Annotated in this window: 22 protein-coding genes; 8 read left to right on the top strand and 14 right to left on the bottom strand. The window is 46.0% G+C overall.

The features are described 5' to 3' along the window. Positions 1 to 10: 10 nt before the first annotated feature. From H6626_14030 to H6626_13980, 11 genes are read right to left on the bottom strand one after another with little or no spacing between them, the layout of a single operon-like run. Positions 11 to 856 (bottom strand): hypothetical protein, encoded by an 846-nt coding sequence (locus tag H6626_14030; protein USN47289.1) that lies wholly within the window; start codon positions 854 to 856, stop codon positions 11 to 13. Continuing rightward, positions 853 to 1,302, bottom strand: a complete 450-nt coding sequence (fliJ, locus tag H6626_14025; GenBank protein USN47288.1) for a flagellar export protein FliJ — start codon at positions 1,300 to 1,302, stop codon at positions 853 to 855. Before fliJ ends, H6626_14030 begins: the two co-directional genes overlap by 4 nt. Beyond that, positions 1,302 to 2,633 carry a FliI/YscN family ATPase gene (locus tag H6626_14020; protein USN47287.1) on the bottom strand — a complete coding sequence of 444 codons (1,332 nt, stop codon included), beginning with the start codon at positions 2,631 to 2,633 and terminating at the stop codon, positions 1,302 to 1,304. Before H6626_14020 ends, fliJ begins: the two co-directional genes overlap by 1 nt. Further along, positions 2,633 to 3,493 (bottom strand): hypothetical protein, encoded by an 861-nt coding sequence (locus H6626_14015; GenBank protein USN47286.1) that lies wholly within the window; start codon positions 3,491 to 3,493, stop codon positions 2,633 to 2,635. The genes H6626_14020 and H6626_14015 overlap by 1 nt, the downstream gene beginning before the upstream one ends. A gap of 20 nt (positions 3,494 to 3,513) precedes the next feature. Continuing rightward, on the bottom strand, positions 3,514 to 4,551 hold the full coding sequence (gene fliG, locus H6626_14010; GenBank protein USN47285.1) for a flagellar motor switch protein FliG: 1,038 nt from the start codon (positions 4,549 to 4,551) through the stop codon (positions 3,514 to 3,516). Continuing rightward, positions 4,552 to 6,201, bottom strand: a complete 1,650-nt coding sequence (gene fliF / locus H6626_14005; GenBank protein ID USN47284.1) for a flagellar M-ring protein FliF — start codon at positions 6,199 to 6,201, stop codon at positions 4,552 to 4,554. It lies immediately after the preceding gene. A 1-nt stretch (position 6,202) separates the two neighbouring features. Continuing rightward, a complete protein-coding gene (gene fliE, locus H6626_14000; protein USN47283.1) occupies positions 6,203 to 6,541 on the bottom strand; it encodes a flagellar hook-basal body complex protein FliE in 339 nt (112 codons plus the stop codon). Positions 6,542 to 6,592: 51 nt separating this feature from the next. Continuing rightward, positions 6,593 to 7,030 carry a flagellar basal body rod protein FlgC gene (gene flgC / locus H6626_13995; protein ID USN47282.1) on the bottom strand — a complete coding sequence of 146 codons (438 nt, stop codon included), beginning with the start codon at positions 7,028 to 7,030 and terminating at the stop codon, positions 6,593 to 6,595. Then, a complete protein-coding gene (flgB, locus tag H6626_13990) occupies positions 7,030 to 7,440 on the bottom strand; it encodes a flagellar basal body rod protein FlgB (protein ID USN47281.1) in 411 nt (136 codons plus the stop codon). Before flgB ends, flgC begins: the two co-directional genes overlap by 1 nt. After that, positions 7,437 to 8,381 carry a sigma-54-dependent Fis family transcriptional regulator gene (locus H6626_13985; protein USN47280.1) on the bottom strand — a complete coding sequence of 315 codons (945 nt, stop codon included), beginning with the start codon at positions 8,379 to 8,381 and terminating at the stop codon, positions 7,437 to 7,439. Before H6626_13985 ends, flgB begins: the two co-directional genes overlap by 4 nt. After that, the gene (locus H6626_13980) at positions 8,378 to 11,152 is read right to left on the bottom strand and encodes a tetratricopeptide repeat protein (GenBank protein USN47279.1); all 2,775 of its coding nucleotides are present in this window, start codon (positions 11,150 to 11,152) and stop codon (positions 8,378 to 8,380) included. The genes H6626_13985 and H6626_13980 overlap by 4 nt, the downstream gene beginning before the upstream one ends. A gap of 319 nt (positions 11,153 to 11,471) precedes the next feature. Between H6626_13980 and H6626_13975 the strand changes: the two genes are divergently transcribed. The 5 genes from H6626_13975 to H6626_13955 are packed head-to-tail and all read left to right on the top strand — an operon-like array spanning position 11,472 to position 15,196. After that, entirely contained in the window at positions 11,472 to 11,960 is a 489-nt protein-coding gene (locus tag H6626_13975; GenBank protein USN47278.1) for a hypothetical protein, read from the top strand. Then, positions 11,957 to 12,721, top strand: coding sequence for an ABC transporter permease (locus tag H6626_13970; protein USN47277.1), 765 nt, complete (start codon positions 11,957 to 11,959; stop codon positions 12,719 to 12,721). Before H6626_13975 ends, H6626_13970 begins: the two co-directional genes overlap by 4 nt. After that, entirely contained in the window at positions 12,712 to 13,443 is a 732-nt protein-coding gene (locus H6626_13965; GenBank protein USN47276.1) for an ATP-binding cassette domain-containing protein, read from the top strand. The genes H6626_13970 and H6626_13965 overlap by 10 nt, the downstream gene beginning before the upstream one ends. 14 nt (positions 13,444 to 13,457) lie before the next feature. Continuing rightward, positions 13,458 to 14,276, top strand: a complete 819-nt coding sequence (locus tag H6626_13960) for an MCE family protein (GenBank protein ID USN47275.1) — start codon at positions 13,458 to 13,460, stop codon at positions 14,274 to 14,276. A 44-nt stretch (positions 14,277 to 14,320) separates the two neighbouring features. Further along, a complete protein-coding gene (locus tag H6626_13955; protein USN47274.1) occupies positions 14,321 to 15,196 on the top strand; it encodes a M23 family metallopeptidase in 876 nt (291 codons plus the stop codon). 114 nt (positions 15,197 to 15,310) lie between these two features. Here H6626_13955 and H6626_13950 read toward each other — a convergent pair whose 3' ends face one another. The 3 genes from H6626_13950 to H6626_13940 all read right to left on the bottom strand — a co-directional run bounded on the left by H6626_13950 (position 15,311) and on the right by H6626_13940 (position 18,431). Then, entirely contained in the window at positions 15,311 to 17,209 is a 1,899-nt protein-coding gene (locus H6626_13950; GenBank protein USN47273.1) for a hypothetical protein, read from the bottom strand. A gap of 181 nt (positions 17,210 to 17,390) precedes the next feature. Next, complete coding sequence (locus H6626_13945) at positions 17,391 to 17,801, bottom strand: hypothetical protein (protein USN47272.1); 411 nt, start codon at positions 17,799 to 17,801, stop codon at positions 17,391 to 17,393. Positions 17,802 to 18,038: 237 nt separating this feature from the next. Beyond that, positions 18,039 to 18,431, bottom strand: coding sequence for a DUF721 domain-containing protein (locus H6626_13940; GenBank protein ID USN47271.1), 393 nt, complete (start codon positions 18,429 to 18,431; stop codon positions 18,039 to 18,041). A gap of 144 nt (positions 18,432 to 18,575) precedes the next feature. Here H6626_13940 and trmFO point away from each other — a divergent pair, with 144 nt between their 5' ends. The 3 genes from trmFO to H6626_13925 all read left to right on the top strand — a co-directional run bounded on the left by trmFO (position 18,576) and on the right by H6626_13925 (position 22,823). Then, entirely contained in the window at positions 18,576 to 20,009 is a 1,434-nt protein-coding gene (trmFO, locus tag H6626_13935) for a methylenetetrahydrofolate--tRNA-(uracil(54)-C(5))-methyltransferase (FADH(2)-oxidizing) TrmFO (GenBank protein USN47270.1), read from the top strand. 48 nt (positions 20,010 to 20,057) lie between these two features. Beyond that, positions 20,058 to 20,774, top strand: coding sequence for a hypothetical protein (locus tag H6626_13930; GenBank protein ID USN47269.1), 717 nt, complete (start codon positions 20,058 to 20,060; stop codon positions 20,772 to 20,774). 117 nt (positions 20,775 to 20,891) lie between these two features. After that, positions 20,892 to 22,823 (top strand): hypothetical protein, encoded by a 1,932-nt coding sequence (locus H6626_13925; protein USN47268.1) that lies wholly within the window; start codon positions 20,892 to 20,894, stop codon positions 22,821 to 22,823. Positions 22,824 to 22,843: the final 20 nt, after the last annotated feature.

Genomic DNA, 22,843 nt, shown 5'->3' with positions numbered 1-22,843 from the left:
CCCTGTCAGCTTACTGCCGACCTTTATATCCTGCGTACCGTTCGGACAGCATCTTGGCCTTTTCAGGCTTCAATAAATTCAAGATTTCTGCCGCGTTCTTTTTCTTCATTCGTCCCAAAATCTGCACAGCTAGTTCATCGTTTAAGTCACTTAAGATCCCTGCCGCCTGTTGCGGCTTCATATTCGAGTAAACATCCACAAGCTTATTTATTTTTTGCTCGTCAATATCTACTCGCTCTTTCAAGATCCCAGCAATTTCTCTGCGCACATCTTGGAGATACTGAATACGTCCTTCTATCTCTTCTCTTTGTTTATGCAATTCCTCTTCCAACTCGGCCAACTCTTGTTCTCGCTGGTCCAATTGTTTCTTTCGATCCGCTAACTTGCTTAAATAATTGAAGTCTACGCCATTTTTATCCTGGACCTGGTCCGCGGGTTTTTCTTTTTCAGAATTTTCAGACTTGGCGATATTTTCCTGTTTCTTGTCCTTTGCCGGGGATGATTTTTCCTTCTGACCCTGGTCTTGGGCTGCACCGGCACTTGTGAACCAATTCACTTCTACTCTTGAAATAAATTCCTCTAAATCATCAACAAAAACAAAAGCTAAAAGTGAAACCATAAGCCCCACAATACTGGTGGCCACAGCCACCACGGGGACTCGCGGTTTTCTTCGTTTTGATTTCAAGTTCAAGGCCGCCCTCAAGGCCAACTCGGCCGACGTCGGCTTACTTGGATCTGATTTTTTCAAAGCGCTTTTTCGTAGGTTTTTTTGAACATGGGGCCGAGCCTTTGTTTGATATTGATTGCTTTTGGCCTTCTTAGCCGCTGCAAAAAAGTTATCGTATCCCTGGCTCATACAGACACCCCTCGTTTTCCGCGCATGACGTTCATATCATCCATTGTTTGATTCTCTTTTTTCTTCACCTGGACCTTGTACTCGCTTTTCCGGCGGTCTTTCAGTCTCTCAAGACTTTTGTGGTCCGTGGCTTTTTCTTGAAATACCCGCCGCTTGTTGTCAGCGACCTCCATCAGGTTTCTCGCCTCATTTTGCTTTATCTTCATTCGGATCTTAGACCCTTCGATGAACTCAAAAAGTTGGTCTACCGAACGCGTATCAGTGGTTTTTTGTGACTCCGCATAGGCAATCAACTGTCTACTCTCCAGAATCTGCCGGTGAATGTTGTCGATCTCTTGCAGACATTGATTCAATTGGTGCTGGGCGATCTCAAACTCTCTTTGAGCCATTTCCATCTGACGTTTTCTGTGCTTAAGCAGTGTTTCAAGTGGAAAGTGAAAAGCCATCAACCGTACCCTCCATGAATGAGATTTTGAAGGGATCGCAGACTTTCTTCATAACTGACAGATTGATTTACTGACTGTCGCATAAAAAGCTCAATAGGCTCGTGCAGGGAAATGGACCGATCAATCTTAGGATTTGCGCCCGTTTTATAGGCACCGATATTAATCAAATCTTCGGCATCTTTGTAGGTGGCCAAATTATCTCGTACCGCTATGGCGCACTCTTGATGCTCAGGGCTTGTCACATGCCGCATAACCCGGCTGGCACTTTGTAACACATCTATGGCCGGGAAGTGTCCCCGTTGGGCCAATGACCGACTCAGGACGATGTGGCCATCTACAATGGAACGGACAGAATCGGCAATGGGCTCGTCCATATCGTCGCCTTCAACCAGCACTGAGTACAGACCAGTAATACTGCCTTGCCCCTCAAATGTGCCGGCCCTCTCTAGAAGTTTCGGCAACAAAGAAAACACTGATGGCGTGTAGCCTTTTGAAGCTGGCGGTTCTCCCGTGCTCAATCCAATTTCTCGCTGAGCCATGGCGAATCGGGTGACCGAATCCATCATTAGCAATACTTCTTTTCCTAAACTGCAAAAATATTCAGCAATGGCTGTGGCAAGAAAGGCACCCCGCATTCTCAATAGAGGACTTTGATCAGAAGTAGCCACAATCACAATAGAACGACTGAGGCCCTCTTCGCCCAAGTTGTGTTCAATAAACTCCCGAACTTCACGGCCCCGCTCGCCGATTAGGGCGATGACGTTTACATCAGCTGAAGTGTTACGGGCCATCATACCTAATAACATCGACTTACCGACTCCAGAACCTGCCATAATTCCTACACGTTGACCCTTGCCAACTGTGAGCAAGCCATCTATGGCTCTCACTCCTAGGCTCAACGGTTCAGTAATAGGAGGGCGGGTCAATGGATTTGTGTTCTCGCTGTAAAGAGGTGCTTCTTCATAAGCCTGCACCTCGCCCTTACCATCAATGGGATCACCCAGTCCGTTGATCACTCGACCGAGCAATCCAGGCCCTACATGCACCACCGCACGTCCACGCAAAACTTCCACGCGCGAGCCAAGGCCCACGCCTTGCATTTCTCCAAGCGGCATCATCAAAACGTGCCGATCCTGAAAGCCCACAACCTCAGCCAAAAACCTCCGACCGGTTCCACCTGCGGTGACACAACAAATACTTCCAACGCTCACGCCGGGAACATATCCGCGCAACAACACCCCGGTGACTTGAGTTATTTTGCCGATGTCCGTTGTGAGGCTCACGCCTGAAAAGGCCTTTTCGTATCGCGCGAGAGGGAGGACTTCGCTCATTAACGACCTCCCTCAGAGTCACTTTCTCCGCCATCATCCGAATTAGACTCATCCCCGTTTTCTTCCATTTGCCCTAGCACATCTTGATTCGCTATATGGGGAAGTTTTTCTGTGATAAGTTCCCATGCTTTTTCCACACGTTTTTCAATGGTCGCATCGATTGTGCCAAAATTAGACTCAAGCCAACACCCACCGGGTGATACTCTCTCTGAAGGCTCCAGCCGTATGCGCTTCAGAAATTCCGTGGACTCATGATTTCTTTTTCTGATTTTTTCAATTATCTCTAAATCAATTTCTGATACATGTATGACTACAGTTTCATCAGTTTGTGCTTCATCTACGACTTTACGTATGACAGGTATGATAGCGTCGGGATCTTCCTTAATCTCTTTAAGCGCTATTCGTTTAGCTATTTGATAAATCAGCTTGATTATATGAACTTCGTTAACTTCGACCAATTCTCGTTTTAGTTCTTGCACTCTTTGAAAGAGGTCGTCCAGCCGATGAATGCGTTCAAGGAGTTCAGTATTATGTTCGGCAAAGGCTTTCTCTTCTCCCTCGATCAGCCCTATTTTATGAGCCTCTTCGTAGGCTTTTTCTTCCACCTCTTTGAGGCGTTCAAGGGCTTGTTCTTCCACGCGGGCCTCGATCCCACGCCTGTTCATCTCGGCAATGCCCGACTGCTCTGAAACCAGTTCGCTGATGATAAAATCAGAGGCCACGTGGGAGTGCTTATCAACGAATTCTTTTGCCGGCTTTGAAAACACCATAGGAAACTCCTTCGGGTGATAATCAAAAACTATTTTCTCAGCTTCCGCCCTAGAAATTACCGGTTTAACATGCCTTTCTTTGCCAGCCATGAGCTACCCATCCTATCTTATTAAACAAGAGAGTCCTCAGAGCCACCTCTGGCTATGAGGATCTTTCCTTCTGATTCGAGACGTCGTGCAATGTTGACAATCTCCACTTGGGCCGATTCCACATCTGAAAGCCGCGAGGGCCCCATATTTGAAAGATCGTCTTTGAGCAAGTTGGCTGCCCGTTGAGAAATATTTTTGAAAATCTTGTTCTTGATCTCATCGTCAGCTGTTTTAAGGGCCAAAAGAAGTTTGTCATTTGGTACTTCTTTAAGAAGAGTCTGGATCCCTTTGTCGTCAATTTTGACAATGTCTTCAAATACGAACATGAGTTTTCTGATTTCCTCAGCCAGGATTGGGTCTTTTTCTTCAATCCGCGACATAATTGAAGTTTCTGTGTTTTTATCCATTACGTTGAGCATTTCAGCCACGGGCTGAACTCCGCCCATGGAAGCCTGTTCCACAGTTCCAATATTAGAGAGTTCAGTTTTCAAAACCCGATCCACCTCAGAGATTAGCTCTGGTGCCACGTGGTCCAGGTTAGACAAACGCAATACCACCTCGGCTTGCAGAGCATCCGGCAACCGCTTGAGAACCTCACCCTTTTTCTCAGGCTCCAAATGGGCAAGAATAACGGCGATCGTCTGAGGGTGCTCGTTCAGCAAAAAGTTAGATAGAGATTTTGAGTCAACAAGCTCAAGACTCTCTAGTTGACGCTGAACAGGTGAACCCGTGGTCATGTGTCCAAGAATCCCTCTGGCCCTTTCTTCTCCAACGGCCTCTACCACGGTCTCTTTTGTAGTCGGACCTTCTGAAAAAATGTAGTCTTCGGATTCACTGATCATTTCATAGAATTCTTCCAGCACCTTTTTGGTGATGTCTATGGGTACAATGCGATACCGAGCCATGGTTCCCAAAAGTTTACGAATGTCACCGTCGTCGATATTTTTAAATATTGTCTTGGCGGCTTCAGCGCCCAGGTAATTAATCAAAATAGCCGCCTTTTCGTGGCCACGCAGCTTATCAAAGACGATATTGTCAACTTTCTTTAAACGAGCCATTTACAGATCTCTCCTTGATAACCACAAGTTCATTGCAGCCGTCGATTTTTCAACATCTTCACCCATCAAAGTCACTATTCGCTCTTTCAGGAGTTCACTCTCAGCTTTGTTCGGATCAATGGCTTCTTCCAGTACAGGTAGTGCCCCTGACATTCCTGGCAACGTGTTATCTACTGATTGCAAATCTTCAAGCTCTTCTATTGTTCGAGGTAACATATCCTCAACTGTGTCTTGAAACGAGTCTGTTACCCATCTCATAAACGGCCTTACAACGATAAAGAAAAACATGGCCAAAGCAAAGCCGAGGAGTGACCACTTTAAGAGACTTCGCAAAAGTTGCCGACGCTCAAGGTTTGTCAACAGCTCTTCGGCCTCTTTAAAATCCTCTTTTTCAAATTGAATATTTTCGATTTTTACAGAATCACCCCGAGAGGCATTAAATCCGATGGCGTTTTTAACGATATTTTCATATTTTACTAAATCCGCCGCTGATCGCTCTTGCCACTGCTGAACCTGGTCGCCTTTTTCATTTGTAACATTGGTCATTACGCCATCAACCAAGACCGCAACCGTTACTCTTTCTAGGTCTCCAGCGGCTTCTCTGATTCTTTTTACTGTTTTTGGCACAGAGTAATTTAGTGTTTTTATCTCGCGCCGCACGTTTTGGCGAAATCCCACTTGCCCTTGGTCTTCTGCACCTGGCAAATTCGCTCGAGCACCGGGTATGCCGGCAGGGTTATTACGGGCGCCATCGAGTAGCTCTTCTTCTGATTGTTGGCTTCTTACAGCTGAAGAGTCAGCATCAACAAGCTCTTCAACACTGCTAGTATGGCGCGGGTTTAATGTGGCATTCACCTTGGCAATTACCTTACCAGTGCCCACAACGCGAGAAAGCATTGATTCAATGCTTTCTTCAAACTCGGCCTCTACTTTCTTCTTCAGATCAAGAAGTTCGGCTGAAACCACGCCCTCTGCTGAGTATTGCTTTGACAACACTTTTCCGCGAGAGTCTACAACGGTGACCTTTTCAGGAACCAGCTTTTCGACAGAGGCGGCCACAAGATATGTGATTCCTTTCACCTGTTCTTCAGTCAGTGTTTTGCCTGCATTCAGCTCCACCACCACCGAAGCTGTGGGCTCACCAGATTCCTCAAGAAAGGTCTTCTTTGGGGGGATCGCCAAAAGCACTTTTGACTGCTTGATTGCAGTCAATGTATTGATCGATCGCATCAGCTCGCCCTGAAGGGCTCGTTGATAGTTGATACGCTGGGCATATGACGTCACACCGAAGTCTTGTTTTGCGAACATCTCAAGACCTGTGTTGCCCACTTTTGTGTTGCCCAATTCAGCCATGATCGCCATTTGCGTGGCATGAAGAAGCTCTTCTGGAACCGTGATTGTTTTTCCATCATCTTGGAGGTCAAACGGCACATTTCTCTTTTGCAGTTTCTCAACAATTAGTGGCAGCTGATCAGAGGCAACATTGGTGAATAGCGGCTTATAATGGGTACCCGATACCATAGCCACAACAATTGAAATACCGACAGATCCGACAAGCACTGAGGCCAGTAAGGAATTTCTCTTTACCGGCGAAAGTGCCTTTGTATACTCTCGGAATTGCCCAATTAAATTGCCCAATAAGTCCTGCATATTACACCTGCATCTTCATAACTTCTTGATAAGCTTCAATAATTTTATTTCGAACTTGGACCATTAACTTAAATGCGATATCTGCCTTTTCAGCAGCAACCATAACTTCAGGGATGTTCTTTGCCTCGCCTGTGGCCAACTGTTGCATTTTTATGTCAGCGTCTTTTTGCAGAGCATTTACGGATTGCACAGCGTCTTTTAATGTGTCGGCAAAAGACTTCGAATCCGAAACATCTGTTCCAGACTGTAGTTCTTTTCTTAACTTGAGGTCATTAATCTCAGATACTGTTTTACCAGTATTTAATAATGACTCAGATGTTGATATGGTCAAACCGTCCATGGTTATCCTCTTAGTTAAATTCTATCAGACATTCATCCCAAAACCAAAAGCTTAACGACCAATCTCTAGTGCAGTCATTGCCATGTCTTTTGTTGCTTGCATGGCCGAGACGTTAGCCTCGTAGGATCGAGTGGCCTGAATCATATTAGTCATTTCTTCCATCAAATTGATATTTGGATATGCCACATAGCCCTCTTCATTGGCATCAACATGGTCGGGCTCATACTTAAGTAGTGGTGCTTTTCGGTCTACAACGACATCTGTCACTTGCACTCTTTGAACATTCTTATCGGGGGACGTCGTTAATATTTCGCCAAAATCCTTAGCGTCGGGAATGGCTTCAAACACCACGTCCTTTCGTCTGTATGGACCGCCCTCTGGAGTGCGTGTCGTGTTGACGTTGGCGATATTGCTAGAAATGGTATTCATCCGCATCCGCTGCGAAGTCAGACCACTGCTAGAAACTCTCATAGCCCGTGAAAAATCCATTATCTAGTCCCTTCAGTAGCGGCGTAGCGCATTGTCGCTAACTTCTTGTTCATTAGTTGAATAGCCGCCTTATACAAAATGGTATTCTCTGAAAGCTTTGCCATTTCAGTTTCAAGGTCCACAGTGTTTCCGTCATTTGTCACATTGATCTCAGGATTATCATAAACGTCAGCTTTCAAACGAGAAATGGCCCCTCGGCCCACAGGAAAATGATCTGCATGCTCTGTGTTCATTTTCGCAAATCCCTCTTGGTCAATGGCCCTAGAAAGGGCTGCTTCGAAATCCAACTTTTTTGCTTTGTATCCTGGAGTTTCGGCATTAGCGATATTACCTGTGATTACATTCTGCCTTAGTAGGCGCATATTCGTTGCCGCCCCAAGGGAATTTGTGGTTTTGTCAAAAAGGCTCATGGCGTTACCACCCTTTTATATTCATTGAGTTTATTTCTTAATGTACGAATGCTTATACCCAACATATGGGCGGCTCTAGTTCTGTTTTGTTCAGTGAACTCAAGAGTTTTCATAATCAATAGACGTTCAGCCTCAGAAACCGTTAACCCCGGTTTAAGTTGGACATTCTTTTCTTGCATCGCCTCATAGCCTTCAATCAAAATTTCATCTGCCGATATAATCGCGCCCGACGACAGCAACACAGATCGCTCCACCACATTCTGCAACTCTCTGACATTTCCAGGCCAACGCCAGCTTGCGAGCTTGGCTTTTGCCTCATCTGAAAGCTGTTTCAACAACAGGCCGTTTTCGTCACAAGATATTTCTGCAAATAGCTTCGAGAGCATTTCAATATCTCTCGGTCGCTGCCGAAGTGCTGGCAACGTTATTGGAATTACGTTTAGCCTATAATACAAATCTTCTCTAAACTTCCCGGACTTCACCATCTCCGCCAAATTTCGATTGGTCGTGGCGATAATCCGCACATTCACTTTAATTGGAGTAGTTCCACCAAGACGTTCAATTTCACCCTCTTGTATAACCCGCAATAACTTCGCCTGCAGCAACAACGGCATTTCACTGATTTCATCTAAAAGAAAAGTGCTGCCATCGGCTTGTTCAAACTTTCCGATCTTTCGGGAATCGGCACTCGTGAAGGCACCCTTTTCGTATCCAAAAAGTTCGCTTTCTAAAAGGCCTTCGGGTACAGCCGCACAGTTGATCGCGTAAAACGGCTTTGTGGCTCGAGTGCTTTTGGCGTGGATGTACCGAGCCAGAAGCTCCTTTCCCGTTCCACTTTCTCCTGAGATTAAAACCGCAGCTCGGCTTAAAGCAATGTTGCCTGCCGTTTCAAGAATTTTTCTAACTGTGGGGTCTGCTGTGTGTAGTACTTTTAGGTTCATTGACTCTTCTCCCTGGCATTTATTGAAGACGCTGCTGGAATACGATCTACATACCGTTGGTACTCGTCTTGCCATTTAGCCCGCGTGAGTTTTTCTTGTGCTAAGGTTTTATACAGACTGTCATTATCAGCGAGCCCCTGCCATATGGTCTCAGCCCCTTTTACATCACCACGGGCATAGAGAAGATCGCCTACTTTGAATCTCAGCGATCCCAAGGGCATCTTTGATTCATAGGAATCAAGGACTCCTAAATAAGCCTCAACGGCGGCCATCTCCTGCCCTTGCTGAACGAGGATGTCGCCCTTGAGTCGCCGCATTCTTAGGTCAAGCTCAGGATCCTGCTCTTGAACTTGGGCCAGACTTTCCGCCGCGTGGTCAACATAGTCTGCCGCCGTTTTATATGCTCCGCCTTTATAGTGTAGCTCCGCCAAATCAACATAAGCCGGCCCCAGTTTACTGGCCTGGCCTTTCCAGTTTTCAACAAGTTTTTCAAGATCATGTTTTGCCAACCGCAAAAGTCCCCGGCGCTCATTTACTTTTGCCGACACTCGAATCATCTCGATATAGTCGTCGGCCGAGAGATCCTCGTGTTGAGTGATCTTTTTTAGGTACTCGTCAGACTCTTTGTATTTTCTTTGATCTAAAGACACTTTGGCCAGGCGCAATTTAACTTCGGCCATCTTTGGCAAATGTTCATGTACACGACGCTCTTTCTCTTCTTGAGTGCCCGCCATCTTCTCAAGCCGGACCAGAACTTCCTTATATCCACGCTCTGCCTCATCCAGGACTGATGCCTGTTCAAAGGACTCGGCTACAAAAAATGGTATATCTACCCGATCCGATCCACGTAACCAGGTATGAGAGTTGGCCTTCACGTACTCTAAGGCCCCTATAAATTCTTGGCTATCCACTTTGATTTTCACCACGTCAGACATTTCATTGGCAATACGCCTTCTGAAAAAATCAAGACTGGTGGTCATGGGGTTTTTTTGATAGTAATCTTTCAAATAATTTACGGCTCTTGCGAATTCTTTTCGTCGATGCAGACCATCGGCAATCTTGAGGGTCGTGAACTCTTCCATCCGTGGCAATGGCGAACCCTTTGCAATCTCTTTTATTTCTGTTAGAGATTTGCTTAATTCTTTTTCTTTCATCCCTTTCATTTGTTGGCTAATCAGACGGATTCGAGCCACCTGCGACCCTGGATGATCGCCATATCTAAATCGGCTCTCTAAAAGGGCCCCAATGATTTTTTCTGTACTGGCACCCAGTATTTCAAGAAGCTCACCTATGCGCGTAAGGGCATACCCTCCGTGATAGTGATTGGGGAAATCTTTCACGAACTCGACATAGGTGCTGAGACTTTCTTGATATCGGCCCATCCAAAACTCTGACTCGGCTAAATTGTATAGACCATTTGGATAAGTTGTTCGAAATTTGGGGTATTTTTGCATGGCTTCTTTGTAGACATTGGCTGCCAACTTGTATTTTTTCTGAAAAAAGAGAATGTCGCCCTGTCTGAACTTGGCTTCTGCTACGGCGCTGGGTAACTTGGAGTTTGCCTCTATGTTTGCTAAAACTTCTTGGGCCTTATCATATTGCTGCATCCCCAGATAACTCTCAGACAAGGCAAAGTTAGCTGGCTCGTATTCGTCACCGGCTTTGTAGCGTTCTAAATAACTCAGAAGTTGTCGTATGGTCTCGGTGTAATTTTTCTCCTTAAGATCTGAATACGCCAACAACAGATGATTCCGCTCACTGAGATCCGACCCGGCATAGTTCTCCATCAAATATTGAGATATTTTTTGAAACTCCGTGTAGTGATACTTATCTTTAGTGCTTAGGTACAGATCATAGTGAACTTCGGCGGCCAGATTTCGAACAATTTCATCGTATGTCGAAGTAGGATATTTAGTTGTGAAGTATTCATAAGTTTTAAGAAATGTGGAAAACCGCTTCTTTTTACTTAAAGTCAAAAGTAGCCGCGCTTCTTTATTTTCTTGAGAGTCCTGTGGGCGAATCACATAGTCGGGTCGATTTTCAAGAAGATCACTTAAGCGATTGTGAGGCATTTTTAACATGGGAAAACGAATATAGATATTCTGCCTGCTAGCAATAATTGCCTCTTCGCTGATTTCGTAGTCTTTCATTAAAAATCGTGCGTAGTCTGGATCTGACCCATCAAAGATGCCGCGCTCGGGACCAGACTCACCAGACACCACCTGATTTGTCTCAGGAGAGGAATAAGGCGTGGAATCATCAGACACTATTAGCAATTCGCTGGCAGGTTTGCGCTCGCCGCCTGACGCCTTTTTGACCGTCTTCTTTTTTTCTTGAACCGGAGGCGCCGGCGCCACCTTCACCTCGTCGCGGTAGAAATCTACTATCACTCGAGAAGGATCGTCGGTGAGGTAATCGAAGGTCTCTACGCTGCTGTCTGCAACGTGAAATTCGACTTTATAACGCCCATCGCTGCCATTTTTATTAACTTTGATTCTTGATATGTGCGCCCCTTTCCAGGATGAAAGTCGAGTCACCGTAGCCTCATCAAAGGGTTCAATATTTAGAATGAATAGTTTTTCTTCTGGGCGCTCCAGCTCGTAGTTCCATTGAGCCCGACCTGAAAACTCAATATGGGTTGTATCACCAATTTTGGTGACTTCACCAGACACAGCAAAAGCGAAGGAAGTGAATCCTCCAATAAATGCAACGGTCAACCATTTGAAGGGTTTCTGTGCACTAAACTTTAGTTTGGCTGTGCCTTTAAACATTGTGCTCCGCTCATCCTGACCATTACAAGCCAGACCTCATGTCTGGACTCCTACATTTTATTAAGCACATACGATGCCAATTCTCAGAGGCCAAATAACCGGCAAATTTTTACCAGGACAAAACTTCCGTCGTGATAGTTTCTTGGCCCGTCCGACAAACTCCTGACGGTCTTCTTAATTAGACTGTCCAAATATCTGGTTTTTCAAGCAACCTTCATGTAATGTCCTGAATTTCCGATAACTTACTGAGGATTTAATGCCTCAGATAAGGAAAAACAAAAAAACTAACTGATTAAGATTTATCACCATGAAAAGCAGCATGTTTCGTTTTTTATTCTACGTTCCAACTATCATCGCGCTGGCGTCTTGCGTGTCTGTGAATATAGCCGACAACGAACGGCAACGCTCAGAGTCTGTGCAATTTTCTGATCCATCAGACAACTTTACTAAGGTGAACCACGATCAACTAGACGGCTTGTGGCGTAACTTAAAAAACGGCAATTCCATTTCGTACCTTTCCGATTGCCATAGCCCCTCTGACCCTCCTCTAAAACAAATTCACGACAATATCATACGGGATATAGAAAACAGAAACGTGCTCTCGGCCAATATTGTCTCGTTCAACAGAAGGAGAGCCCTTCGATCTACGGTTGAGGGCAGCATCGATGGAGTATCTTCAAAAATGGATATTCTTGTGTTTAAGAAAAATAACTGCATCTACATATTGAACTATGTGGCTTTACCTGCCACCTACTCAGCAGATCATATGGTCTTTGAGTCGTTCTTAAAAGGGTTTAGTGTACCATGAGCCCTCTTCGTCGACTTTTAAAATTTTTAGGTGGAAATTTTAATTTGGCTCAACAGGCTTGGCGAGAGACTTTGACTAGACCCTTTTATGGAGACCTCGTCATAGAGCAAGTCTTTCAAATTGGAGTGCGCTCATTCCCCCTTGTGATAATCGTGGCTCTTAGCGTGGGCATGGTAATGGCCCTACAGTTTGGGGTTGGCCTAGCAAAGTTTGGCGGTAAGTTTTATGTTCCTAAAATTGTATCCATGTCGATCGTCCGAGAGCTCGGGCCCGCCTTTGCCAGCCTGATGATGGCCGCTCGGGTGGGGGCAGGAATCACTTCTGAAGTGGGATCAATGAAAGTCACTGAACAAATTGATGCTATTCGAGCTCTGGGAACTTCTCCGATCAAAAAGATAGTGATTCCCAGGGTACTTGCCTGCTTGATTACAGTTCCTATTTTAGCAATTATGGCTAATACCGTGGGCATTGCCGGTGGTTTAGCCGTTGGTGTATTTGACCTTCAACTTGATCCTTCTTTTTATTTGAACAAAATCTTCGATACGATCAAAATAGTCGATTACTTATCGGGGTTTGTAAAAACTTTTGCCTTTGCCATTTTTATTGCGATTCCTGCCTGCTACTACGGCATGAACGTCAAAGGCGGCACTCAGGGTGTTGGTATTGCGACGACAAAGTCTGTTGTGGTTTCTTGTATCCTTATTGTCATCGGTGACTTCTTTTTGACAAAACTGTTGATCGTGGTGGAATCATGGCTTTAATCGAGGTGAAGGACTTTAAAAAAGCCTTTGGTCAAAAAGTGGTTCACCAGGGCGTTAGCTTTTCGGTCGATGAAGGCACTTGTCTGGCCTTACTGGGTGGTTCTGGTGCCGGCAAGAGCGTGATTTTACGCAGCCTTATTGGCCTAGAAAAACCCGACTCAGGGCAGATCATCGTCGATGGAGACGACATCACCCACTGGGAAGAAAAACAACTCATTGAAGTTCGAAAAAAGGCGGCTTACGTTTTTCAAAATGGTGCCTTATTCGACTCTATGTCGGTTTTCGATAACCTGGCTTATCCCCTTCGCGAACACACCAACCTTACTGAAGAGCAAGTCAGAGAAAAGGTCATTGATGTACTCGATGATTTTGGCTTGAAAGACTCTGAGAAGCTTTTTCCTGCAGAGCTATCTGGGGGAATGCAAAAGCGGGTGGGCATCGCTCGATCAATTGTATCAAATCCAAAAATTGTACTTTTTGACGAGCCCACTGCAGGCTTAGACCCATTCAACACCCGCTTAATGCAAGAAATTATTCTACGACTAAAAAAAACAGGAGTGACTTCTATTTTGGTCACTCACGACTTACCCACAGCCTATGCTGTGTGCGATTATATTTGCTTGCTCAGGCATGGGCGCATTCAGTCGCAGGGTAAAGCGGAGATTATGCAAAAAGATCCCCAAGGGCTGTTTCATAAATTTGTAGCCGGAGAGGATTTCTAGAGTGCGGAGGAACAATGATTTCACAACAAAATGATTTGAAAGTGGGAGCCTTCGTACTGGCAGGGGTGGTGCTCTTATCTGTGTCTATTTTATTGCTGGGTGGAGATAAAATCCTTTTTGGCAGCCACTACACACTCTATGTGCGTCTCAAACAGGCTCAAGGGATTGCTTCTGGCAGCATTGTTTCTCTATCAGGAATTTCTGTGGGTAATGTTCGAGATGTGCGATTGTCTGAAGACCAAAACGCCGTCGATATCGAGTTAAGCCTCATGTCCAAATACCAAGAAAGAATCACTGCCAACTCTATAGCAACCGTGAAAACACAAGGGGCCCTCGGCGACAAATTTATCTTTATTCGCCCTGGGGAACCCGGGGGCACGCCGCTTAAGGATGGAGCCCATTTGACCGCCGATGACCAACCTGACTTCATTGATTTGATCAGCAAGAAGGGCGCCGAACTCGCCGGCGTGGTGGATGTGGTTGATGAGCTACACCGGCTTTTATTAAATATGAACTCCAATGATCGCAGCGCATTATTCATGGAAAACCTTGTGCGTTCCAGCGACAATCTAGACAAAGTGCTGGCCGAAGTGCATTTGATATTAAAGGATCTTCGCGGTAAAGGTGAAACAACTAGTCTTGCAGAAGGTCTACAGCATCTAGCCAGCATCTTGAAAAAAGTAGATAATGGTAAGGGTACGCTCGGTGCTATCATCAATGATCCTGAACTCCATGAGCGATTGATAAGTTTATTGGGGGAATCGCCACGGAAAACCTATCTGAAACCTCTCATCAGGGAGACCATTCAAGCCAACGAGAAAGCCACAAAGTAAGGGCGATTGCACTCGTTCGTGCCATTGCTATTGATTTAGGCTTGTTGTTGGTGGTTTTTTGGGCGCTGGCCACAGTTAGTTTTTTTCCATCCTACAAAATTGCACGAATAGAAGTCGTTACCCCGCCCTTTTCGCCTCCTGAGCAGATCACGGCGGGAGATTTAATAGAAATTGATTTCACGCAACCCATGGACAAAGCTTTTGTTAACGGTAGAGAAATGACTTCACTAAACGAACTCCGCCATCTGGGTGCGGTCAGCATTTATCATGATTTTCCTACAGAAATCTCGGGCGTGAAAATAGTTGATTCAGGATCATGGCTGTCTCACCCAGTGGTTCATGCTTTTTCTGTTTTCATCGATGTTCAAACTCCGAAATTGGAGCAGGCCGCAAAACTACGTATTCCCGCCAGCGTGTGGGAAAAGGTCAACGACGACCATGCCGAACAAAAAGCCATTGAACGCGAAACCATGCGCCGACTGCTTGCAAACTCAAATCGCCCACTGATCCCATCATGCTGGCAACCTCCATTAGATTCAAAAGTAGTTTCGAAGTTTGCATCACCAAGATCTCTCCCCAATGGAAAATCTTATTTTCACACCGGTCTTGATCTCCGTGCAGCCACAGGCACACCCATACCCGCCTCAGGTGAGGGTGAAGTCATTTATGCTGGGCATATGGTCGTACCTGGCAACGTGGTTGTTATAGACCACGGAGGTGGTTTTTTTAGCCGATATATGCACCTGAGTGAAATTTCAGTGAACGTCACCGATCAAGTCAAACAAGGCCAACAGGTGGGATTAGCAGGAGCCACCGGAAGAGTGGAAGCCCCCCATTTACATTGGGAAGTGGTTTGGAAAGGGGTAAAGACAGATCCCCTAAAAATAACAAAAGCCTGGTCGCACCTTTGCGGGAAATAAGTAAAAGGCATCCCATCAAAGGTATCCCTTTCCTTTTTGCGTTGCACAGCAGCTACACGGTAGCTGCTGTGCAACGCAAAAAGGAAAGGGATACCTTTGATGGGATGCCTTTTTTTAATGATAAACGCAGCGAAAGCCCATGTAATTTTGAGCTGCTGCTCCGCCGGTGACGCTAGCCCATTCAATGGCAAATATTCCACTTGAAGTTTGACTGCCCCAGTTTCCCCCGCGGAAAATGGCACCATTTGCAGGCGTCTCCCAAATGGCCCCGAAGCCACATCTATGAGATCCGCCAGGCACAGTACAAACAGCCGGGGTTAAGTCTGGCGGGCCAAAAGTGAGTTGCTCTGTGGGCAAAGAGTCGCTGACTCCATCGCTATTGCCATCAGTCAGGGTAGACCACGCATGCCCACCGGCGCCCAATCCGAAATTAGTGACAACCACATCCCTAGTGAACTCGTTGACGTTTCCAGCTAAATCCCAAATGATTTCACCATTGGATAGATTGTGAGTCCGTTTTTCCATTACAAAACCTCCCGGACAAGTTCTGTCTGATCCGGGCGCTGTCTCTTGACCAGTATAGGCACAGCCATTGTTATCGTCGGGATCTGCTACCAATGGGGTTCCTGGCGCACCATCAGCATGCCCACGGTTAATCACGACCTGCCCCGAATCAAGGCCCCAATTGTTTGTGGGCCCTGACTGTTGACCGTAAATGTTCACAGCAATGGCCTGCCACTCATCGTTTGAAATGAGATCATAGCCAACACCTAAACTTTGACAAGCTTCTATGGCTCCTTGACCAACTGACCCACCATTTTCGCCCCTCTTAATGTAAACCCACGGCCAACCCGCAGCGACGCTCACGGGTTTAAACCGGTCGCTGCTGCTCTCATATAAGGTGTCGTAGTTATAGGTATTACCGGCATTTCCATCTGACCGAACACTTTCATCAGAAAAGTCTCCATCGTCGTCGGTATCGTAAAGTAGTTTGGCCTCATATTTCATCACACAAAAATCTTGGGTTACGTAGGAGCCATCAGCAGGGACTTTAATATAACCGCTAGGACATTTGCTGGCTGTCCAATTTCCCGTTTGGATCGACGAGCTCACATTACCCGCGTGATCTACGGCACGAATAACTGCGTAGTAATCGTTGCCGTCAACAAACGTTCCAGAAATTTTGTCGCCGCTTACCGCCGAGGTCCAATCAACCACAAGTGCGTCATTTGAAGAATCGTATATCGATACCTCATGATGAGACAAACCGCTATCGGCGTCAGACCCATCGGTCCAGGTAATTGCCGGAGATTGAGTCTCTGACCCTATGGAACCAGCAACTGGGGCTGTTGCTGGTTGAGGAATAATATTATCAAATCCTATGATATCGCTGACACAAGATGTTTCATTGCCAGCAGCATCCCTGTATTTAGTGTAAACCGTTACTGGCGGTGTCAGGTCAGTGAGTAGAAATGAAACATCACCAGAGAAGTCTTGCCACTCACCGCCTCCCGCACAGCCAGGCGTTTGCGTAAGATAAATTTGACTAGCTCCACCGTCAACGGCCGGAGTTATCGTCACGGTAGTGGAGTTCGTAAACGGGGCATCCCCGTTAATTTCAGTTAGAGGATTTGTTGGTGGATCAATATCTTTTACTATTGAGACAACTTCAGGTGGAACAGCAGAATCTTTGTATGAAATTTTAAGGGAGACCAAACCGTCTGGTAACGCCGAAAAATCGATTATAATCCCCCAAGCTCCACCACTACAGACGTCTTCGAAGAGCATAGCACCATCGTTGACATCAATAACAACAATTTGTCCGTCTTCGGCACAAACTCCACTCAAAGAAAAGCTCAGGTAATTTGAAAGATTAATTCCAGGCACTTCGATGTTTGCCACAGGACCTTGTGTCACCTTAATGGAGCCATTCACGCGATTGTCCGCAAGCTGACAGGAGGTGACAAACACTACTAAAGTTATCATCATAAACTTGGTAAAAGATGTTGTCATATACGTACCCATTCATCATTGCTCATACAATCGCCTGGCCTCCATAAAGACCCATATGTCTAAGGGTAACCCACATCTTTCCGATAGCAAACAAACAGCTAGACCAATGTTTTCATTGTGCACGAAAATGAGTTTGACGTCTCCATTTGAGTCAACCTGCGAGAAGGTACCCATTTACTTTCTACCGATTGCGACTACGAGAAAAATACGGTTTGCCGCTATCGTCTCGAACTTTGATCTCTCCATTGGGAGTTTCAATTTGTTTCGCTACTAGAACTTCTTCGCCATCCATTTTTATGACCGACCCCTCAACCTCTATTTTCATACCCTTCGATAGCTTGACTTTGTGGTCATCATAAAACCATTTTGGCCCAAGATGCACATACCAAATTTTGTTATTAGTTTTTAGCCTCAAATGCCATCCTGTTGCGTTTGAGTGTCGGGCTGGCCTACTTACAAATTCCTCAATACTCCCCTTGACCTCAATTTTGGTCGATGGGTCATAATTTCGATTTTGGATATTTTGTCTTCCCTTTTGAGAAAATGCCAAGACTGGTAGCAAAACGAGGAGAGATACTATTAACTTTTTCATTTTCGCCTCCTATAGGTTTACTTAAAACACATATTCTACACCACTCGTTTTGCATAACAGTTTCGACCATACTTGGGTATGAAATTCAGGAGGCAAATACCTTGACTGTAGCCTATTTGCGACAAGTCGATATTTGAATTTTTCGAAAAGAGTCAGCCAAGAATTCTGTCATTGGCCGTACCACCGATGCAGTCCGCTTTGGCTTTTTGCTTCAAAAAGGGAACCCAGGTATTTTTTTCAGCGGGAAAGGTAGTCCCGCAATTCCCCTTCGGTTTCTTGCACAGTGGGTACATCTTTTCGGTCGAGAGTGAGGCGAATGGATTTCACCCAGGATCGCCCCACAAATTGATTCACCTTTGCCTTCAGTGCGCGAACCATAAAAGTCATCTCCTGCAGGTGCACAGAATCGCGCACCCACACATACAAGACGCCACCGCGATAGCCCACGGGCACTGAGTACTTGGCCATTGATGGACCGACCACATCGGACCACTTATTCCAGAGCTTCCAGCGTGTGAATTCTTGTCCCAAAGCACTTTTGTTATTTTGCAAAACCGACTGCAAAATTTCTGAGGCCGATGACAACTGGCTTTTTGCGCGAAATTTTCCGTTTTTTCGATTCTCAGACATATGTATTCAACTACCATGGATTCACCGACAAAATCATGCCGGCTTCTGACAAAATGGTGGATACCTACTTAGACTCACCTTGACAAAGCCCCCGTCCTCTCGGTATGGGACGACGTGTAATCTCTGTTTAGCTCCTGGAGGCCCATGGACTCTCTTTCCTCAACAATACATGTGGTTGGTGCTGGCTTGGCGGGCAGTGAGTGTGCTTATCAGCTGGCCATCAGAGGCCACAAGGTGGTTCTTTACGAAATGCGTGGAGAAACCATGACACCCGCTCACAAAACTGCGGAATTTGCTGAACTTGTTTGCTCTAACTCCTTTGGCAGCACCACCGATTACTCGGCTCCCGGGCAGCTGAAGTGGGAAGCCGACCAGCTGGGTTCACTCAATCTTCAATGTGCAAAAAGGGCCTCCGTCCCCGCTGGCATGGCGCTCGGAGTGGACCGAAACTTATTCTCTGAGCTAGTTACCAAAACACTTGAACAGCATCCCAATATATCTGTTTCGCGTAAGCTCATTCGAAGCCTTGATGATCTTCCTCGACCCGCAGTGATTGCCACTGGCCCACTCACCCACCCTGAATTGGCAGAAAGTATGCGACAGCATTTAGCCGAAGCTTCTGATACCGACGACTTTTTGTATTTCTTCGATGCCATTGCACCAATTATTGATGCCGAGTCTATTGATTACGATGTGGTCTGGCGAGGTGACCGCTACGGTGAGGGTGACGGCACGGGCGACTACCTCAACTGCCCATTGAACAAAGAACAATATGAAAACCTTATTGCAGAAATCAATGGCGCTCGAAAAATTGAACCTAAAGATTTTGAGAACACGCCTTTTTTTGAAGGCTGTATGCCCATAGAGGAAATTGCACGGCGAGGCCTTGAGACGGCAAGATACGGTTGCATGTCACCAAAAGGCCTGCGCAATCCCCACACTGGTAAAACTTGCTACGCCGTTGTTCAACTTCGGCAAGACAATAAAAGTGGCACAGCATACAACATGGTGGGTTTTCAAACTAAAATGGCATACCCCGAACAAAAACGCGTTTTCCAAATGATCCCAGGCTTAGAGAATGCGGAGTTTTTCAAGTTGGGCAGTATGCATCGAAACTTATTTATCCACTCGCCAAAGAAATTGTCTCCCACTCTCACCAGTAAAAAAGATGATCTTTTATTTTTTGCAGGCCAGATCACTGGTGTTGAAGGTTATTTTGAATCCACATGTATTGGACTCCTAGTGGCGCGATTTATTAATGACAAACTTCGTGGACGACCCGTTTCTCTTCCTCCAAGGAAATCGGCATTGGGCTCACTTCTTAACGCCATCACTGAAGATAAAACGGACTTTCAACCCACCAATATTAACTTTGGACTCATGCCACCTCTGGAAGGTTTTAAATTTGCTGGGCGCAAAGGCCGAAAGCGGGCACGCCGAGACGAACAACTCGTGGTAGCTAAAAAAGCATTGTTAGACTGGCTCAATGGCGATCAAGTGGCCATTTCAAAAACTAGTTTCTTAACCAGTGCCACGACGGTTTTATCTCAACAAATGGATACTCAACCTGATTCTTGATCCATTTTAAACTTGGCAGCTTTAGGTGATTCATGCACACTTGAGTTTATGTTTGCTCGATGGATTTTTTGTCTCTCACTGCTTGCTTTAACCCCCATGGCCCACGCCTCTGTGGTGAGTTATATTGGCAGCAAGCAGGCCAAAAAAGAAGCCACTCGCTGGACCCTCGCCGAATGGTTGGAACAGAAAAAAAATATTCGACTCATGGACTACTGGCTTGCAGCCAACACCACACCCAATCCATTGGAATTTTATGTTTCTGGCTCCTATGTACAACAAACAGATCCCAATGGGGCTAATGATCCCCTTCTCACTTCAGGTACGCTAGGCTTTTTTTACAGCATCGTAGGTCTCGAGGGACGATGGAATCAGATAGATACTGTTGACCTCAGTTGGCAGGCCGCCTTGCATTTACGACTTCTTGGCGAGGCGGAACAGAGCTCCCGCCTTTCTGTGTTTTACGGGCTCCGGGAACAAAAAAATTCTACCCAACTTTTTTCAAATCCACTTTGGGGTGCCCGCCTCAGCTTGTATTTGTTTCGCTGGCTTGGCATCGAGGGAGAATATAGATCCTACCTGGAGGCCGAAGCCAATAGTGGGGATAAACTTTCCGAGTCCCAATCGCAAGGTGGCGTGTTTATTGAGTATCACGCTCTTAGGCTTTATTCTCATTGGTACAACAACGAAGCAACAACCACTAGTTCCGGCACACCCACCGTTGTTGAAACAAAAGGACTTATCTACGGGCTGAAGTTCTTTTTCTAAAAATTTTCTTTGAGCCAACAAAATTCTCATAAGGGCCCTGCGGCAGTGCCGCTTTTTCTATTTGTACCCCAAATTCTATATGGTATCTATCAGTGGCTCGCAAAGAGGGGGATTTCTATGCGGATGCTTTTTTGTCTGGCGCTAAGCTTGCCTGGCCTTGCCTGGGCTGACCTGTCTGTTTTTAACGATCACTGCCTTCCGAACGAAAAAATGTGTGCTTTTTTTTCACCTTCATCACCAAGTTTTCAAGCTATTGGTGAACTCATTGAATCCGCTCGCGGCGATCTGAAAATCGCTGCCTACGGAATGAAAGTGCAAGAGTTTGTTCCGCTTCTGGAAAAAAAACTTTCTGAAGGGGTTCGTGTCACCATCATCATGGACTACAAACATTCACTCTCATCAAAACAAATTATCTATCACCTTGGCCCCTCACCCCTTCTCACCATATTGCAGGTGCCGGTGCTACGCGGACGCTTTCCGCAGATGCATAACAAGTTTATGATCGTAGATCACAAAAAAGTAGTCACCGGCTCAGGGAACTTTTCGCATTATGGGCTAGCTGGAAATTTCGAAAACTTTGTCTTAATAGAAGATGTCAAAGCCGTAGAGAAGTTCGCTAGCGAGTTTGAAGAGCTGGCAAGTGCCTCGCGCCTGGCCTGCGAACTTCTGAGCGACTCGCCAACACGCTGTGGGACCGCTGCAGTGACATGGCCAACAGACATCGATACGCTGTTTCAGTCTGGACAGTTTCCAAAATCAGCCCTTGTGGTTGACGAGGGCACACCTTGTTATTTTAAGAGCTCACGATCAGGACAACTGCAAAGTCGACTGGGTGCCGGCCTACTCACTGCGGGGAACCAAGTTCGTATTAAGAACATAAAAAAGTGTTTTCAAAACGAATCTCTCGGACAGAAGGTAGAGACCTTTTTGTCTCAAGTGGCTGCCAATGAAACCTACTGGGATGGCACCCGAGTGAGCGTCCAACCCATAACAGGAATCAGGCGCCCTATGAAATCCAGTCCCATTGAAGTTTATTTTGGGCCTGAAGATAACCTCACTCAGGTGATCCAACGGGAGCTTCAAACACTTCTCGATCACCCTGAAGAAGCTTATTTCTACGCATCCTTGAACTTCTTTACCCACCCGGAGCTGGCAAAGGATTTGAAATTACTTGAAGAGCGCGGCGGTCGAGTTCGCTTGATCTATGATGGGCGTCGCGGGCGGGCTCAGCAAATGGCAAAGCCCATTAAACAACTGAGTGGTCGTTGGCTGCTGTATAACAGCCTAGTGGGTGAGTTTGGCATGAATCACAACAAATTTGCCCTATTTGGCCGCGGCTCATCGGTCAGTGTAGTTACGGGTAGTGCCAATTGGACCGAGCAGGCGCTTGGAAAATCAGGCGGAACTGATGCAGCCGTGAAAAAAGACCCCAATAGTGCTCGTAATGATGAGAATCTCGTTATTGTGCGAAACAATGCCTTTTCGTCCCTCTTTTTCAAAGAGTGGCTTGCGCAGTTTCGATACCTGCTTAAAAACACTGATTCAAAAGACCTTTGGATTGAGGACCTTAAATACTTATCTCAGCACGTTCCCTGCCTACAAGTGATGTCTGGTGAGCGCAAAGAGTGTCTCACTGACGACGGGCAGGCCTGGACCCCAGCCGCTGCATCTCGACAGATCACTACCTTAACTCTTGAATCGGCCACGACATCACCAAATACCTTCATTGTTGGCCTCGATTCTCAAAGCCAGCAAGCCGCACTCTTTGTATCTAGACCCTTTAGCGTGGGTGAGCAGAAAAACCGATGGATCTATCCATTATCTGCAAATGGGCACAATTATAACATTCATGTATTTGATCAGAAGGCCTGGTGGCGGCAAATTCTAACTCTCATTCCATTCCCAGAGGAGCTTTGGCGGTTAGTGAACGACCCAAATATGAGTTCGACTCTGGGCCAGATCAAATCGGGCCATCCCGATCCCGATAGCCTATGGTCGGTGAAACATTGGCAATATCCTATGAACAGTTTTCAGGAAGTATTGAATTGAGTTAATATCAAAGGCACGAG

It is taken from the genome of Pseudobdellovibrionaceae bacterium (assembly GCA_023898385.1).
GTDB lineage: Bacteria > Bdellovibrionota > Bdellovibrionia > Bdellovibrionales > UBA1609.
Note: the sequence above shows the minus strand (reverse complement) of the source record. Positions and strands in the feature narration are given on the sequence as shown.